Here is a 15,423-nt window from a genome sequence, read left to right as displayed (position 1 = left end):
AGTGATCATTGGTTGGTGCTTGAGGTACTTGATGTGGTGATCTTGCCATAACCGTTGGACTTTTTGCCGCCAACATATTCCCAGAACTTCTTGTAGTTATCAGAGCTGCCGCCGATCCCGAAGTTTTCGGTGGTGACGCCTGGTAAGTAGTTGTTGTACAAGCTGGTGACAGTGCCACCGCTGCTAGAAACGTTATAGGATTTGCCATCATAGGTGACGCTGCCTGGCTTTTCGCCAGTGAGCTTGGAAACTGTGGCTGACTTTACCGTGCTTGGAGCACTGCTGGTTTGGTCGGCTTTGAACTGACCGGGAATGACGCGGTATGCAGCATTGGCCAACTTCGCCCAGTAAGCCAAGTTGGTGTCTGAAGCGGAACTAGACAAGTTATATTGAGTCCCATTGGCATTGTCATAGCCGATCCATGACGCCAATGTGACGCCAGGTGTAGAGCCGACGAACCAAATATCTTTGTAGTCGTTTGACGTCCCAGTTTTACCGATCAAGTTGTTGGTGTTGAAACTCAACTGGTAATTCAAGCTGGCCGCCGTGCCTTTGGCGACGACTTGATGCATCATCTGTTGCATGATATAAGTCGTTGCTGGGGAAAAGACCCGGGTGTTGGCGGCTTTATGTTGATAGATCACATTGCCGCCAGGATCGACGATTTTGTCAATGACATACGCATCCGTGTGATTGCCACCATTTTCGAAAGTGGTGTAGGCACTGGCTTGATCTTCAACGGATACCCCATAATCAGTCCCGCCAAGCGCTAAGCCCAGTTGCGAGTAATCGTTGGCCGTTAAGGTGTTGATGCCGGCTTTGGTGAGGTAGTTTTTAACGTTGGTTTTTTGGCGGACTTCATTATATAAGTTAACGGCAGGAATGTTGTAAGACTGCGCCAACGCGTCAGTGGCGGAAATGAATTTGTTTTGGATCTGGCCGCCATAATCGGTGACGGAATAGTTGGTAAAGTTGGTTTTAAAATCAGCCAACATGGTTTGTGAGCCGATCAATTGATTTTCGATCGCCGGGCCATAAACGGCCAATGGCTTGATCGAAGAACCTGGGCTTCTGGTGGTGTAAATATGGTTGAGTTCCCCAGACACCCCGCCGACAAACCCGATCACAGCGCCTGTGGTGTTGTCGAGTAAGACGGAACCGTTTTGGACAGGTTCGGAGTCGGTGACATATTCGCCGGTTTCTGGGTCGATTTCACTGCTGGTATAAGTATAGCCAAGATAAGCATTCTTCACGACTGATTGCATCGAGTCGTAAACTTGTTTATTGATGGTGGAATGGATCTGATAACCTTTAGTGGTCAACAAGTTTTGCGCATCGGCGAGATATTGATTGTCCAAGGCGGTATCTTTGTTGAGATCAGCTTGGGTGTGGCCGTCTTGTTTGGCCAATTGTAAAGCCAAAATCGATTTGGCTTCAGACGTCACCATGTTATACACATACGCATACTTGGTGGAGGCATCGGAATCAGTGGTGTCATGGCCTTTGAAGTCGGCTTTTAAGTCGAACTTCAACGCGTCTTGGTACTGTTTTTTGGTGATGGCGCCATCGCGATACATCCGAAATAATACCGTATGTTGACGACTGATGCCGGCAGACAAGTCCGTTTTTAACGTGCCATTGGCAGTGTAAGGCGTGTAGACTGACGGGCTTTGCGGCAAGCCAGCAATAAAGGCTGATTCTGGTAAGTTCAAGTCTTTGGCATTTTTGCCAAACAACCCTTGGGCTGCAGTTTGCACCCCGGCGATGTTTTGGCCTTTATTGTTGCGGCCTAAAGTGACGATGTTCAAGTACGACTGCAAAATATTCTTTTTGGAGAAGAAGTGATTGACCCGCAATGCGTACATGATTTCCGTTACTTTGCGTTTGAAGGTCGTTTCAGAATTCAAGAACTGTAACTTGACCACTTGTTGGGTCAAGGTTGAGCCACCAGTTTGACTGCCGACGCCGGAGAATTCGGAAAATACTGCGCGGATCACCGATTTTGGCGACACCCCAGAGTTGGTGTAAAAATCGGAATCTTCAGTGGCGATGATCGCTTTTTGCACCCATGGGGAAATATCAGAAAGATTGGCGGTATCGCGGATCAGGTCTGATTTTACATGGGTCAATTCGACATTGTTGGCAAAATATAAGTTGGTTGATTGATCGACATTACTTAACGTGCGCGCCATGGCAGTTTTTGATGGCACCGCGGTATCAGAAACGATCGCAGCAAAGTAGCCGGCTAACAAGCCGACGCCAAACACGCCGCCAATGGCAATGACTGCCACAGCGTAGTAGACAATGGTTTTGAAGGCTTGCAAGACGATGTCTAAATACAAAGGCCAGGTTTTGGTCGATAACGCCGGAAGGGCTTGTTCATTTTTGTTGGCGCGAACTCGGGTGTTGAGCCGAGCGATCAGCGCACGCCACCAGTTTTTTGGCGTCTTCACATTTTTCCCACCTTTTAAAATTGTGCAATATGGCTCATTTTATCATTAGATTGTTGTAAACACCATTAAAGGTGAAACACCGTCCAGTTACAGTATTTTTACAGCTAGACGAAAGCTTGGCCTCGTGGTAGCGTTAAGTCATGTTTACGGCTGGGAGGTCAACAACTCATGTACCGCAATTTATTTTTTGATGTAGACGATACGCTTTTGGATTTTGAAGCCGGCGAGCTCAAAAGCCTTCAAGCCACCTTTGAAAAACACCACATTGCTTATACGGCGAAGCTAGAGGCGACTTATTTGGCGATCAATGCCAAGTTGTGGCGCCAATATGAACAAGGCACCATCACCCGCGAGCAGATCTTTTATAAACGCATGCGACAATTATTTAAGCAACTGGCGCTGCCAGGCGATCCTGAAGCGGTGGAAAAAGATTACTTCACCTTGGTCAATCGCCAAGCAGTGTTGATCCCGCGCGTTGAAGCCACCTTGCAAGCCTTGCGAGATTACCATTTGTATATTGTTTCCAATGGCTTTGAAGCGGCCCAACGGTATCGGTTGACGAAAAGTCATTTGATCGATTACTTTGACGATATTTTCGTGTCAGATACCATTGGCGCGCCTAAGCCCACGAAAGCCTTTTTTGATTATGTGGCCAAGCGCACCCCGCACTTTAACCCGCAAACTAGTTTGATTATTGGCGATTCGTTAACCTCAGACATTCAAGGCGGGCGCAACGCCCATTTGGATACGGCTTGGTTCAATCCGCATTTCAACGCCAACCGCGGGCCGATTTTTGCCACGTACACATTCAACGACTTTAGTGACTTGTTACATATTGTAAAGGCCAATTAAAAAGCTGAGACGAATTTTCGTCTCAGCTTTTTAATTGGTGCAAGGATTCTTGACCAAAATCGGTGATCAAGATCAACGCGTCGTCATCCGCAAACCCGCAATGGGCCTAAATAAGACGTGGGCTAAACCTTACCGCGCCTAGGCTTGTGTCAAGCGATAGATCGCATCCGCGTAGATCGCCACAGCATGCATGATATCTTCGATCGGCATGTATTCATTGGCTTGATGCATCACATTTTCTCGCCCTGGCATCATGGCGCCAAAAGCCACACCGCGTTTCATGATCCGACCATAAGTGCCGCCACCAATGGATTGTTCATGGCCATCATGGCCAGTATGGTCTTGATACACTTGTAGCAAGGTTTTGACTAATGGATCATCGCCTGAGACGTAATGTGGGGTGTGGCCAGCTTCAGTAATGGCGACGGTGACAGCATCGCCTAAAGCTTGTTGCATCTTGGCTTGGATCGTGGCCAGATCAATGCCTTGCGGATAGCGAACATTGATGGCAATGGTTTGTTCGCCATTTGGCCGGAAAGTAAATAAGTCGGCACTGGCAGTCAAATCGCCCATGATCGCGTCGCTAAAGGCGATATTTAACTGATGCCCACGTGAATCATTGTGCAAATGATCGGCAATGGTTTGCAAATATAAGCGACTAGCGGGGTCATCGACCCAAGGCGCCAACAACGTGGCCAAATGCGTCGCTGCGTTGATCCCGGCCTTTGGCTCTAAGGCATGCGCCCCAAAGCCCACCGCAGTGAATTGCACGCCATCGGCAGTATCACCATAGCTGATGGTGACGTGGTTGGCTTGGGCATAAGCGTCAGTTTGCGCTTGCCAGTCTTGTGGCAAGTTACCATGCAAAATGGCTGTGGCTGATTGTGGCACCATATTGACCCGCAACCCAGCGTCAAAAGCGGTCATGCTGGTGTAGCCGCTAGTGGGTTGCGCGGCAAATGATAAGCGCAACGTGCTGATGCCTTTTTCGCCATTAATGATCGGAAATTCCGCATCAGGAGAAAAACCGTAATCTGGCATGGTTTGCGTCGCTTGATAACGGTCCATGCCGTACCAGTTGGATTCTTCGTCAGTGCCAATGATAAAATGCACCGTTTGCTTGGGGGTGATGCCTTGATCTTTTAATAAACGCAAAGCGTAATAAGCCGCTAGTGTAGGGCCTTTGTCATCAGCACTGCCGCGCCCGTAAATGCGGCCATCTTGGATCTTGGCAACAAAGGGGTCACTTTGCCAACCATCACCTGCTGGCACCACATCGACATGCCCGAGCATCCCTAAGGTGGTGTCGCCTTGGCCAAAGCTGATCCGACCGGCAACATTTTCAACATTTAAGGTGTCAAACCCATCGCGCTTGGCCAAATCAAGCATGGCATGCAGTGCTTTGGCTGGGCCAGGGCCTAAAGGGGCGTCTGCGGTTTTGTGGTCAACGTCGCGCACTGAAGGAATGGCGATCAGCGCTTTAAGATCTGTTAACAAGTCGCGTTCATAGCTTGCAGCAACTTTTTGCCAATCGATTGTCATGATATTTTCCGCCTTTTAATTTAATACCTTCACGATAACAGATTTTCAAAGCGCTGGCTATTTTTAAACCAGCATTCAAAAAGTGCCTCACCATGATGGTGAAGCGCTTGGAATTTACACACTTAAGCCTAATGCTTGAAAATCTAAGGTGTCGATAGACGTTTGGCCTAAACTCAACTGCGGGCGCGTTAATGTGGTGACAGTATTGAATTGACGCAACCACAACCGCGCATCAGTTAAGTGCAAATGTAATTTTAAGTGGCTAGCTTTGACCCACCCAGCTTGGGTTTGACACCACACCTGTTCGCGGTGCAATTTTACGGCGGTGATCGTCACAGTCGATCCTGCAGTCAAGGTGCCGCTTTGTGCACTTTGCGCATTGGCAGTAGCGCGCGTGGGCACTTGCCAAGTAGTTTTGGCACAAACTGTGGCGTGTTGGTTCACGAGCAATTGCGCCCAGCCAGCCATCGGCGCCAAATTCAATGTATTAGCTGGGACAAAGGCATTGGTGTCGATTTGATCATAAGTCACCCCTTGTGAGCGGATGGCACGTATCACGGTGAAGGTTTTGCCAGGGGCGATGGTTTGTTTGCGTAAGTTTGGCATGTAAGGATTTTCGTATACTGGCAAAGCTTTGGTGGAATTGTTGGTGGCTAACGCATCAAGCGGATGGCTTTGGGCATCTTTAGTTAGCAGTTGGTATTGATGCGCCAAGGCAGGGTAATTGGTGACCACCCCGTCAATGGGGATGTTGGATAACCAGCGCCACTTGGCGGCATTTTCATTCATTTCGTCCCACACATACACTTTTTGGCCAATGTGGTGCAGGTCAGATACCAACTTGGCAGTGACTAAAGTGGATGAAATATTGATGCCAGTGACATAAGGAAATACCGCAAACGTGATGCGCTTCAGCGACCCAACAATGAAGATCCGCGGGACGTTAGGCAACAGCACTTGCAGGCGTTTAAGTGAACTTAACGAAAAAGAGTGAAACATCACCCGATCTTGCATGTGGTATTGTTTGACTAAAGCGGCGATCCTTTGTTCCATTTGGGGATGCGGGACGCCTTTTTCGATTTTGGTTTCGATCAGGAATTTCACATTTGATTGTTGATAATGGGTAAAAAGCGCTTGGAGGCTGTGAATCGGTTCGCCATTTTTGGTATGATATTGCTGGATTTGCGAATAATTGGAACTGGCGATGGTGACATCTGATCCTGTCGTGCGCAACAAGGTGGGATCATGTTGGATCACTAACGTCCCGTCTTTGGCGACTTGCACGTCAAGTTCCACATAATCAGCGCCAGCGGCAAACGCAGCTGAATCCGATTGGAAGGTTTCTTCTGGATAAGCAAGCGGATCGCCGCGATGGCCGACGACTACAAAAGCGGATAAACAGGCCCAAAAAGCCAACAAAAGCGAGAGGCGCAAAGTTTTTGACATCGTGAGCTCCTTTGCAAATTAACGATAACGAAATAAGAGGGATAATATGGCTAAAAATGATCAGGTTTTTGATTTGATTCAAGAGATCACCTTGAATGATGGCACCCGATATTATGAATTGGGTAATATTTTAATGAATGGACGCGCAGAAAAAGCGGTCATGAAGCACTTGATCCGGTATGTGCGGATCATGCAACTTAATATTCCTCATTCTACCGCAGTGCGCAAGTATGAACGCTACATTAATGACCATTATACTATGCCGCCGGTAGATTTGGACCACTGGGAACAATGGGAAAAGCCCCAAGGCCCGATCAAAGACGCTTATGACGAGATCTTACGGCAAAATCACATTGGCTAAGTGGCTGAAATGGTTGTGGCCACTCGTGGCGTTTGTGGTGGTATTTGTTGGCGGGCAATTTGACGCTGGCATGTATACCAAACCCATCGCGCGGGTGACGGCAACAAAAACCATTCGTACGGTGGCGCAAACTGACAACTTTGATAATCATGATCGCCTGCATACCCAAGCGTTGCAAGCCAAGCTGCTCAACACCAAAAATTCCGGGCAAGTGTTGCATTTGCGCAATGCCTATTCAAATAGCGGCGCTGAAGATGCCAAGTTGCATGTCGGCGCGCAAGTGTTCTTATCGCAAAATGCTGCTGCACATTATACGATCTCTGGAATCAAACGCGATGCCACACTGTTGGCCTTAGTAGCAGCCACGGTGGTATTGCTAGGGTTGATCATGAAAAAGCACTTATGGGTGACTTTGGCCTCACTAGCAGCCAATGCGGTGGTGTTTATTTTGGCGTTGCATGTGGAGATCGCCAGCCATCAAGTGCTTGCTTTTTTCTTGTTTAGCCTCGTGGCCATTGCGTTTGCAGTGATCACGACTTTGTTTGTGGTCGGATTTAAACCCTTGGCTACAGTGGTCAGCACCGCGACGATTTTAGCCACGGCTTTGGCAGTGGCGTTAGGGTATGCGATTTTTGCGGCGACGCATTATCAAGGACTGCATTTGGAAACGGTCAATTATGTCACACAAGCGCCACAGTTGCTATTTTTTGTGCAGATCATTATCGGCTCACTTGGGGCAGTGCTTGATGAATGCTCCGATATTGCGGTGGCGATTTTTCAATTGCCCGATGGCGCCAAAGCCCGGTTTCAAGCAGGCATGGCAATCGGTCGCAATGTGATGGGTCCGCTGATCGCCGTTTTGTTTATGATTTTTATTGCTGGGACCTTTAATGAAGCCGTGTTGTGGTTGCGCAATGACAATGCCATTGCCACCACTGTCAGTTGGGTGATGGGTTTGGGGTTTGCCCAAGCGTTGATCTCAGCGTTTGGGATCGTCTTGGCGATCCCTTTGACCAGCGGGTTAGCGGCTTTGGTCGCACATTGGCAAGAAAGTAGGCGTGCGGCATGAATGCAATGGTCGGCTTAGTGATCGCGTTATTGGTGTTAATGGTATTAGTCGGTGGCAGGCAAGGCATCAGTAATTTCTTGGCGTTGGCGATCAATACCGTGTTGATGATCTTAGCAGTGGTGCTGATGGCAGGCGGCTTTTCGCCAGTGGCAGTGGCGTTTGTGATCGGCTTATTGGTGTTGGCAACGACGATTTTTATGAGTACCAGTCGTTTGCAAGTGGCCGGACCGGCATTTGTGGCGTCGCTGCTGGTGATGGCTGGCGTGTTGCTGGTGGTCGTGTTAGGCGTGTGGTTGTCCCAAACTTCTGGGTTTGGCCAAGAAGACTCTGAAGAGCTGGAAGGCTTTAGTGTGTATATCGGTGTCAGCTTTCAACAATTGATGATCGCCACCGGCTTGTTAGGTACGCTTGGCGCCATTGCTGAAGCGGCTTGTGCTGTTGCCGCTGGGGTGATCGAGTTAGGGGATGCCGCGACGGTACCTGGTTTGCGGGAAATTGAAACCACCATTATCGGTACGGCAATGAATACCTTGTTTTTTGGCTTTTTTGGCGGTTTTTCGGCGCTGTTCATTTGGTTTGCCCAGTTGAAGTATCCACTGTGGCAGATCTTAAATAACCAGATCTTTGTCGGCGAGTTGTTGCAAGTGTTATTTTCAGTGATCGCCGTGATCTTGACGGTACCGACCACCATGTGGGTCGTACGTCAGCGGCAAAAAGGAGCGATTAAATGAACTTTTTTATTGCAGATACCCATTTTTTTCATCGCGACTTACTCGGCCAAAATGATTTCGCCCCGCGCTTATTTGATTCCGTTGAGGCCATGGATACGGCTTTGATCCACGCGTGGAATGCGCGTGTGGATGACAATGATGTGGTGTATCACTTAGGCGATATCGCCATGAATCCGGAACAGGTGCCGACAGATCAAGCGGTATTGGCGATTTTATTGCAACTTAATGGCCGCATTCGCTTCATTAAAGGCAATCACGATTACCAAAGCTTGTTTAAATTCTTGCACAAAAACGACCCTGGCTGGCATGGGCAAGCGAAATTTGAATTTCATCCAGTCGGCACCATTATTAAAGACGATCACACCCAATTCATTATGACTCATTACCCCATGTTGTTAGGGATCACCAAACAAACGTTGAATCTGCACGGGCATATTCATCACAACATGGTGCCGATCGCCGAAAATCTCAATGTCGGGGTTGACGCGCCAGAACGCGACTGGTTGCCGATCCCATGGGGCAGTCCGTTGTCAGCGGCAGAAGTCCATCAGCTGTTTGCCATCAAACAAAAAAAGCTCCAAAACCGATGATTTCACATTGATTTTTAATGGAATTCTAGATAAACTGTCATTATACATCTAGGAGGTGGGATAATGGCAGCAGATGATGTTCAAGCGTTGCAAGCTTTGCGCCGCGACGTGTTAGCAAGCACCCCGCCGCCAAATTTGGGGCAAGTGAATGGGTTGATCACTTTGGGGTTTCGTAAATTAGCCGATCACGGTTTTTCAGCGGCGTATTTTCACTTCAGCTTTTGGCCTCAATTGCGACCATTGTTGCAGCCAGCCGCCCAATCCACGTTAGCCACCAGGTTTGAAGCCTTGGTACAAGCTTGATCGTTAAAAGTCGCTGCGGCGGCTTTTTTCATGGGCACATCAAGCTGGGGCGGTTTCGTCTGGTGCCAGGATAGTGCTATACTTAAACATTATGAAAGGAGGCTGTCTCATGCCAAAAAAGAACCCAGATGAGCAAACCCCACCACGCGTGGAATTGCCTTTGGTGGCAGTGGCAAAAGTTGCTGACGATATGATCACCATCGATCAGCGCCGCTACAAGATCGTGTTGCTGCACAAACAACCTTTTGACGTGGCGGCTTTTGCCGTGCGTTATACCGACGTGTTAGACAAATATGACTTTGTCGTCGGTGACTGGGGATATGACCAGTTGCGTTTGAAAGGCTTTTACGCCAACGACAGCCGCCATGCGACTAAAGGCCAAACCATTGCCACGTTGATGGATTACATCAATGAATATTGTAATTTTGGCTGTGCGTATTTTGTGTTGCAGCGCTTGGATGCACCAGCACCAAAGCCTAAGCACAAAGGTCGCAATGAACGCGGGCGCTCACGGCGCCGCAATACCAATAAAAAACCATATCAAGAACGGCGCCAACCAGTGACCACTGGTGGCATCAAAAAGCAACACGCGCAAACTGTTGCACCAAGTCAACCACGCAAGCGGCATTTTACGATCCGCCAGCGTGAATCCAATGAGAAGTAGGGGCACAACTTGAAATATTCTGGTTACATGATCGATTTAGACGGTACGGTTTATCGCGGACGCCAGCGCATCCCAGAAGCCAAAGATTTTGTGGAACGCCTGCAAAAAGCGCAGATCCCATTTTTGTTTTTAACCAATAACACCACCAAATCACCGGCGGCTGTTTGCAAGAACTTGGCAGAAAATCATGACATCCATGCCACCCCTGAACAAGTGTATACGCCGAGTTTGGCCACGGCAGCGTGGATCCAACAAGATTGTGGTGGCGACGCCCATGGCCATTCGGTTTATGTGATCGGCGAGATCGGCTTGAAACAAGCGATGCTGGATGTGGGGCTGACGTTTAACGAGTTTGATCCTGAGTATGTGGTAGTGGGGCTGGATTATGATGTCACTTATCACAAGTTTGAACTGGCGACGTTGGCGATCCAACGCGGCGCCAAGTTCATCGGCACCAATGCCGATACCAACTTGCCTAATGAACGCGGCCATGTGCCAGGTGCAGGCTCAGTGATCGCTTTAGTTGAACGCAGCACGCAACAAAAAGCCTTTTACATCGGCAAGCCAGAAAAGATCATTATGGAACAAGGCTTGAAGCGCATGGGTTTGGCGCGTGATAAAGTGGTGATGGTCGGCGATAACTACAAAACCGATATTCAAGCTGGGATCAATGCCAATATCGATCAATTACTGGTGTATACCGGCATTTCCACGCATGAATTCGTCGCGGCGCAACCGATCCAACCGACGCATCAAGTGGAAAGCTTAGCAGACTGGGAGGTATAGCCATGCGTTGGTGGCAAAAAGTCGCCTTATGGTTATTGATCATTTCAGGCGTGGTGTGGGGCACAGTGTTGTTGACTTACGCGATTTTTCCGGTATTTGTGCTCAAAGACGGCTTAACGCGCGTCAGTGGGTTATCATTTGGCCGGCTTTATCACAATTATGTGCAGTTGATGGCTTACTTGCAGCTGCCTTGGATCCCGAAGTTACATATGCTTGATTTCACCGATTCAGTGAGTGGCGCGACGCATTTTGCTGATGTGCGCAAGTTATTTATCTTCGACATTGTCGTTTTTTTGCTGACGGTGATCCCAGGGGTGCGCACTTGGCGGCAACTGACACAAAAGCGTCAGCGCTGGCAAATGGTGCGCAGTTTTCAAATCGGTGCAGTGGTGCCATTGGTGTTAGGCGCTTTGATGGCGGTGAACTTTAATGCGGTGTTCATTCGCTTTCATGAAGTGTTGTTTCGCAACGATGATTGGTTGTTTGACCCAGCAGTTGACCCAATCATCAATGTCTTGCCAGAAGATTTCTTTTCAGCGTGTTTTGCCCTCGCCTTGATCTTATTTGAAGCGGTGATGATCTATGGCATTTGGCGCGGTCGCCAAGATGCCAGACATTAAAAAATGCCTCCCCAAAACTGGGGGAGGCATTTTTGCTATTCTGTGACGGGTTTGCGGCTACGCAACGCGGTGACTAATACTGGAATCAAGGAAATGAAGATGATCCCAAGGACCACGACTGAAAAGTGCGCTTTGACAAACGGCACGTTGCCGAAGAAAAAGCCTAACGTGCAACACATGGTGACCCACAAGAACCCACCTAAGAAGTTATAGTGGATGAACTTGCCGTAATGCATATTCGAACCGCCTGCCACAAATGGGGCGAAAGTCCGGATCAGCGGCATGAAGCGCGCAATGGCAATGGTTTTGCCTCCGTGCTTGTTGAAGAAGTGCTCGGCGCTAGCCAGTTTATCGTGGTTGATCAAACGCCCAAACACGCTGGAATTCGAGGCGGCCAAGCCAATGTGTTTGCCGATCTCGTAATTGACCGTGTCGCCAAGCACTGCCGCAACGAGAAATAGCCCGAAAAACAACCAAACATTTAAGTGATAGGCTTGGTTTGCCGCTAATGCACAAGCGGCAAATAACAGCGAATCGCCTGGTAAGAAAGGAAAGATCACGACACCCGTTTCAATGAAAACCATCGCGAATAAAATCAAGTAGGTCCAGTTGCCAAAATCGTTCACAATATAGATCAAGTGCTCATCAATGTGTAAAATAAAATCGATCAGTTGCATGCCCGACTCCTTTTTCGTAGTTTCTTTGATTATAGGCGCTTTTAGGCAAGATGCCATGATTTTTGCTGAAACTTAGTAATTGTCATCTTCAAGTTCAGGATGAGCGTGGGCCAACCGGCTAGCAGCTGCAGCGGCGATCGCGCCGACGAGATCATCTAAAAAGGTGTGAATGATCCCCGGTTCATGGGCGTTGAGCTTGGCTAAAATGCCAGGCTTGACCCGATCGATATAGCCATAATTGGTAAAGCCGATGGAGCCGTAAACATTAACAATGGCAAAAGCTAAGATCTCATCGACACCGTATAAGCCTTCATCTTCAGCAATGATATTTTCCAAAGGGGCGTCTAATTGGCCGGCTTCTGCTAGCTTGTCTAACTGGATGCCTGTCATCACGGCGTTTTGGACTTCGCGTTTGCGCAAGACGATATTGACGTTGTCACAAGCTTGTTCAAGCGTCAGATCTGGGATGAATTTTTCTTGTAAGAACATGACCAATTCGCCGATCGCTTCTATTGAAACGCCGCGTTCGGTCAACAGATCATGGGTATGCTGTTCTAAACGTTCTTCATTTGTCATGATATGACTCCTTAGTGGTAAAGCTGAGTACTGTGAGTAGGCTGGCGCCGATTTGGATACAATGCTTGTAAGTCTTCATTGATCGCGATCGGTGCTTCACCAAAGCCAGACGCGATCAATTTCAATTTACCTGGGTAAGTGACGGCATCGCCAATGGCATAAATACCAGCAATATTGGTGCGCATTTGCGAATCTACAGCGATTTGGTTATGGACCAGATCCAATCCCCAATTGCGCAGTTGTTTGTTTTCGCTCATGAAGCCATAGTTGACCAGCAATTTGTCGACGTTGAGGACTTGGGTATGGTCGCCACGGACTTCTTTTAAGCTGATATTGCCGCGCTTGCCGTCAGCTTGGACCCCATCGATCAAATAAGGGGTGTGCAGCACGACTGAGCTGGCTTTGAGTTGTTCAACACTGGATTCCAACCCGCGGAATTGGTTGCGGCGATGGATCAAATGCACACTTTTGGCGATCGGTGCGATCGCCAAAGCCCAATCGATCGCTGAATCCCCGCCGCCAGCAATGGCCACATCCAAGTCTTTAAAGGTGTTTAAGTCGCGAACAAAATAATTGACCAAGTGATCGTCTAAGGCCGGATCATAATCGATCGCCAGCTTGCGTGGGGTAAACGCGCCGCCACCAGTCGCAATGATCACAGATCTGCTTTCAAATGTGCCATTGGTGGTCGTTAGGGTAAAACCACTGTCATTTTTGGTGATGGTTTGCACATTCGTAGCGGTTTGGATCGCCGGGTTAAAGTGCGCCACTTGGGTTTTAAGCTGTTCAACGAGTTTTTGGCCAGAAATATGGGGGTAGCCGCCAATATCATAAAGGATCTTAGCAGGATACAAGTTACCAGGTTGGCCACCAAGTTCGGCTAAGCTTTCCAACAATAAAACATCGGCGCTGTGCAAGCCGGCATAAAAAGCTGCAAACATACCTACTGGGCCGCCGCCGATCACGGTGATATCATAACGATGTGTTGTCAAAATGGATCCTCCAAACGGAATAATTAATAGCTTTACCCTAACATATTTGAGGCCTTGCGACTATCTTCCGTCGCAATTGCGTCATGCATCGGTTACAATAGGTAAGATTAATCTTTTAGGAGGCAATTATGTACCCACAATTAGACTTAGCCAACTTTGCCGGGCCCAAAGCGACCTTGCATACGACCAAAGGGGATGTGACCTTTGCATTGTTCAAAGATCAAGCCCCAAAAACTGTCGAGAACTTTTTAGGCCTCGCCAAGAAAGGCTACTATGATGGCATTTCGTTTCATCGCGTGATCGCCGATTTCATGATCCAAGGCGGCGATCCAACGGGCAGCGGTGCTGGTGGTGAAAGCATTTGGGGCCATCCTTTTGAAGACGAGTTCTCAAACGAACTTTTCAACTTAAAAGGCGCCTTGTCTATGGCCAATGCTGGGCCAAACACCAACGGCTCACAATTTTTCATCGTCTCAAATGAACATCTCAACCCGCAAATGGCAGCTCAAATGCCAGCCGCAGGGTATCCAGAACCAATTATCGAAGCGTACAAAAATGGCGGCACGCCGTGGTTAGATCATCGCCACACTGTGTTTGGTCAGGTGTTAGCCGGCGAAGATGTTGTTGATGCCATCAGCAAGTGCAAAACCTTGCCAGGTGACAAGCCAGTTGAAGACATTTTGATCAATTCCGTCACGATCAGCGAATAAATGAACTATCGCATCGGCGATATCATTGAAGGTAAAGTGACTGGGATCCAGCCTTATGGGGTGTTTGTACTATTAGATGATCACACTCAAGGACTCGTGCATATTTCAGAATGTCAACACGGCTTTGTGAAGTCGTTAAACAGCCATTTTCACATCGGGCAGACTTTAACCGTGGTGATTTTGGACATCGATGAGTTTTCAGGCAAGATCTCGCTGTCGCTGCGGGCTTTAATGCCAGCACCAGAAATGACCACCTTTCGCCGCCGCAAGCATTATTGGACCACGCGCAAAGTCCACACGGGCTTTGCCCCCATCGCCAGTCACTTACAAGATTGGATCGATGAATATCTTGAACGGTTAGACAAGTAGATCGGCTCAATCGCCGATCTATTTTTGTTAACATTATCTACGTTTCAGATGCTTTTGTTCGGAAAAACGCTGGGTGAATATTCATTCTCTAGGCATTTGTTTCGGGGTTATTCGGAGAAGTTTGTTCTGACAAAAAAAGTCGAGAAAATTGTTGACGAGCCCTAGCAAAAGCTGGTAAGATACTTGTTGTTGTCATGAGGAGCGATTGTTTCTCAGCCATAAGTAAAGTTTCAGCAGCGTGAATAAATATTCATCACTGAAAAATACTTGTTGACAATGACTTACCTGCGAGATATACTGATTAAGTTGTCTTGTGGCAACGGTAGTCCTTTGAAAACTGAACAAAGTTTCGTAAATGTGATAGGGCTTTTCTTAATTGAAAAGAATTAAACATGAGCGAAGTCAATTCGCTAGTAAATCTCGGATCTAAAGCTTCGGCTTTAGTGAAGAACAACAAACGAGCTATTCAAATAACTCATTATATGAGAGTTTGATCCTGGCTCAGGATGAACGCTGGCGGCGTGCCTAATACATGCAAGTCGAACGAGGTTTTGCTGCATGAAGTCTTCGGACTGATTGCTTTAAAACCGAGTGGCGGACGGGTGAGTAACACGTGGGTAACCTGCCCTTAAGTGGAGGATAACATTTGGAAACAGATGCTAATACTGCATAAACCTCAGAA

Annotated in this window: 17 protein-coding genes and 1 rRNA gene; 12 read left to right on the top strand and 6 right to left on the bottom strand. The window is 48.1% G+C overall.

Annotated elements, in window-relative coordinates:
• Positions 1-5 precede the first annotated feature (5 nt).
• Positions 6-2,453 (bottom strand): transglycosylase domain-containing protein, encoded by a 2,448-nt coding sequence (locus tag ACKTSG_RS03935; RefSeq protein ID WP_407892166.1) that lies wholly within the window; start codon positions 2,451-2,453, stop codon positions 6-8.
• A 168-nt stretch (positions 2,454-2,621) separates the two neighbouring features.
• Between ACKTSG_RS03935 and ACKTSG_RS03930 the strand changes: the two genes are divergently transcribed.
• Positions 2,622-3,305 carry a YjjG family noncanonical pyrimidine nucleotidase gene (locus ACKTSG_RS03930; protein ID WP_407892164.1) on the top strand — a complete coding sequence of 228 codons (684 nt, stop codon included), beginning with the start codon at positions 2,622-2,624 and terminating at the stop codon, positions 3,303-3,305.
• A gap of 138 nt (positions 3,306-3,443) precedes the next feature.
• Here the strand turns inward: ACKTSG_RS03930 and pepV are convergent, their stop codons facing one another.
• Positions 3,444-4,847, bottom strand: coding sequence for a dipeptidase PepV (pepV, locus tag ACKTSG_RS03925; protein ID WP_407892162.1), 1,404 nt, complete (start codon positions 4,845-4,847; stop codon positions 3,444-3,446).
• Positions 4,848-4,961: 114 nt separating this feature from the next.
• Positions 4,962-6,293 carry a glycerophosphodiester phosphodiesterase gene (locus tag ACKTSG_RS03920; protein WP_407892160.1) on the bottom strand — a complete coding sequence of 444 codons (1,332 nt, stop codon included), beginning with the start codon at positions 6,291-6,293 and terminating at the stop codon, positions 4,962-4,964.
• Between the two features lie 46 nt (positions 6,294-6,339).
• On the opposite strand from ACKTSG_RS03920, the gene ACKTSG_RS03915 reads away from it, so the two are divergent.
• The 8 genes from ACKTSG_RS03915 to ACKTSG_RS03880 all read left to right on the top strand — a co-directional run bounded on the left by ACKTSG_RS03915 (position 6,340) and on the right by ACKTSG_RS03880 (position 11,417).
• Positions 6,340-6,654, top strand: coding sequence for a hypothetical protein (locus ACKTSG_RS03915; protein WP_407892158.1), 315 nt, complete (start codon positions 6,340-6,342; stop codon positions 6,652-6,654).
• Positions 6,620-7,723, top strand: coding sequence for a YibE/F family protein (locus ACKTSG_RS03910; protein ID WP_407892156.1), 1,104 nt, complete (start codon positions 6,620-6,622; stop codon positions 7,721-7,723). Before ACKTSG_RS03915 ends, ACKTSG_RS03910 begins: the two co-directional genes overlap by 35 nt.
• Positions 7,720-8,454: a YibE/F family protein gene (locus tag ACKTSG_RS03905; RefSeq protein WP_407892154.1), complete on the top strand. Its 735-nt coding sequence runs from the start codon at positions 7,720-7,722 to the stop codon at positions 8,452-8,454. Before ACKTSG_RS03910 ends, ACKTSG_RS03905 begins: the two co-directional genes overlap by 4 nt.
• Positions 8,451-9,044, top strand: a complete 594-nt coding sequence (locus tag ACKTSG_RS03900) for a metallophosphatase (protein ID WP_407892152.1) — start codon at positions 8,451-8,453, stop codon at positions 9,042-9,044. Before ACKTSG_RS03905 ends, ACKTSG_RS03900 begins: the two co-directional genes overlap by 4 nt.
• Before the next feature lie 63 nt (positions 9,045-9,107).
• Positions 9,108-9,347, top strand: a complete 240-nt coding sequence (locus ACKTSG_RS03895) for a hypothetical protein (protein WP_407892150.1) — start codon at positions 9,108-9,110, stop codon at positions 9,345-9,347.
• A gap of 109 nt (positions 9,348-9,456) precedes the next feature.
• Complete coding sequence (locus tag ACKTSG_RS03890; RefSeq protein ID WP_407892148.1) at positions 9,457-10,011, top strand: YutD family protein; 555 nt, start codon at positions 9,457-9,459, stop codon at positions 10,009-10,011.
• A 9-nt stretch (positions 10,012-10,020) separates the two neighbouring features.
• A complete protein-coding gene (locus tag ACKTSG_RS03885; protein ID WP_407892146.1) occupies positions 10,021-10,797 on the top strand; it encodes a TIGR01457 family HAD-type hydrolase in 777 nt (258 codons plus the stop codon).
• Positions 10,798-10,799: 2 nt separating this feature from the next.
• Entirely contained in the window at positions 10,800-11,417 is a 618-nt protein-coding gene (locus ACKTSG_RS03880; protein ID WP_407892144.1) for a TIGR01906 family membrane protein, read from the top strand.
• Positions 11,418-11,452: 35 nt separating this feature from the next.
• Here the strand turns inward: ACKTSG_RS03880 and ACKTSG_RS03875 are convergent, their stop codons facing one another.
• The 3 genes from ACKTSG_RS03875 to ACKTSG_RS03865 form a co-directional block, all read right to left on the bottom strand.
• Positions 11,453-12,094, bottom strand: coding sequence for a VTT domain-containing protein (locus ACKTSG_RS03875; RefSeq protein ID WP_407892142.1), 642 nt, complete (start codon positions 12,092-12,094; stop codon positions 11,453-11,455).
• 72 nt (positions 12,095-12,166) lie between these two features.
• A complete protein-coding gene (locus tag ACKTSG_RS03870) occupies positions 12,167-12,670 on the bottom strand; it encodes a phosphatidylglycerophosphatase A family protein (RefSeq protein WP_407892140.1) in 504 nt (167 codons plus the stop codon).
• Between the two features lie 11 nt (positions 12,671-12,681).
• On the bottom strand, positions 12,682-13,665 hold the full coding sequence (locus tag ACKTSG_RS03865; protein ID WP_407892281.1) for an NAD(P)/FAD-dependent oxidoreductase: 984 nt from the start codon (positions 13,663-13,665) through the stop codon (positions 12,682-12,684).
• Between the two features lie 122 nt (positions 13,666-13,787).
• On the opposite strand from ACKTSG_RS03865, the gene ACKTSG_RS03860 reads away from it, so the two are divergent.
• The 3 genes from ACKTSG_RS03860 to ACKTSG_RS03850 all read left to right on the top strand — a co-directional run.
• The gene (locus ACKTSG_RS03860; RefSeq protein ID WP_407892279.1) at positions 13,788-14,372 is read left to right on the top strand and encodes a peptidylprolyl isomerase; all 585 of its coding nucleotides are present in this window, start codon (positions 13,788-13,790) and stop codon (positions 14,370-14,372) included.
• The gene (locus ACKTSG_RS03855) at positions 14,373-14,741 is read left to right on the top strand and encodes a CvfD/Ygs/GSP13 family RNA-binding post-transcriptional regulator (protein WP_407892138.1); all 369 of its coding nucleotides are present in this window, start codon (positions 14,373-14,375) and stop codon (positions 14,739-14,741) included.
• A 478-nt stretch (positions 14,742-15,219) separates the two neighbouring features.
• Positions 15,220-15,423, top strand: a 16S ribosomal RNA gene (locus ACKTSG_RS03850); the annotation flags it as partial.

It is taken from the genome of Lacticaseibacillus salsurae (assembly GCF_045862175.1).
GTDB classification, from domain to species: domain Bacteria; phylum Bacillota; class Bacilli; order Lactobacillales; family Lactobacillaceae; genus Lacticaseibacillus; species Lacticaseibacillus salsurae.
The sequence above is the reverse complement of the archived record's forward strand: the minus strand, read 5'-3'. Positions and strand labels throughout refer to the sequence as shown.

Excerpts from the sequence above, each read along its gene's own strand:
- ACKTSG_RS03930 (WP_407892164.1), top strand. The coding sequence starts at position 2,622 with ATGTACCGCAATTTATTTTTTGATGTAGACGATACGCTTTTGGATTTT.
- pepV (WP_407892162.1), bottom strand. The coding sequence starts at position 4,847 with ATGACAATCGATTGGCAAAAAGTTGCTGCAAGCTATGAACGCGACTTG.
- ACKTSG_RS03920 (WP_407892160.1), bottom strand. The coding sequence starts at position 6,293 with ATGTCAAAAACTTTGCGCCTCTCGCTTTTGTTGGCTTTTTGGGCCTGT.
- ACKTSG_RS03915 (WP_407892158.1), top strand. The coding sequence starts at position 6,340 with ATGGCTAAAAATGATCAGGTTTTTGATTTGATTCAAGAGATCACCTTG.
- ACKTSG_RS03910 (WP_407892156.1), top strand. The coding sequence starts at position 6,620 with ATGACGAGATCTTACGGCAAAATCACATTGGCTAAGTGGCTGAAATGG.
- ACKTSG_RS03905 (WP_407892154.1), top strand. The coding sequence starts at position 7,720 with ATGAATGCAATGGTCGGCTTAGTGATCGCGTTATTGGTGTTAATGGTA.
- ACKTSG_RS03900 (WP_407892152.1), top strand. The coding sequence starts at position 8,451 with ATGAACTTTTTTATTGCAGATACCCATTTTTTTCATCGCGACTTACTC.
- ACKTSG_RS03895 (WP_407892150.1), top strand. The coding sequence starts at position 9,108 with ATGGCAGCAGATGATGTTCAAGCGTTGCAAGCTTTGCGCCGCGACGTG.
- ACKTSG_RS03890 (WP_407892148.1), top strand. The coding sequence starts at position 9,457 with ATGCCAAAAAAGAACCCAGATGAGCAAACCCCACCACGCGTGGAATTG.
- ACKTSG_RS03880 (WP_407892144.1), top strand. The coding sequence starts at position 10,800 with ATGCGTTGGTGGCAAAAAGTCGCCTTATGGTTATTGATCATTTCAGGC.
- ACKTSG_RS03875 (WP_407892142.1), bottom strand. The coding sequence starts at position 12,094 with ATGCAACTGATCGATTTTATTTTACACATTGATGAGCACTTGATCTAT.
- ACKTSG_RS03870 (WP_407892140.1), bottom strand. The coding sequence starts at position 12,670 with ATGACAAATGAAGAACGTTTAGAACAGCATACCCATGATCTGTTGACC.
- ACKTSG_RS03855 (WP_407892138.1), top strand. The coding sequence starts at position 14,373 with ATGAACTATCGCATCGGCGATATCATTGAAGGTAAAGTGACTGGGATC.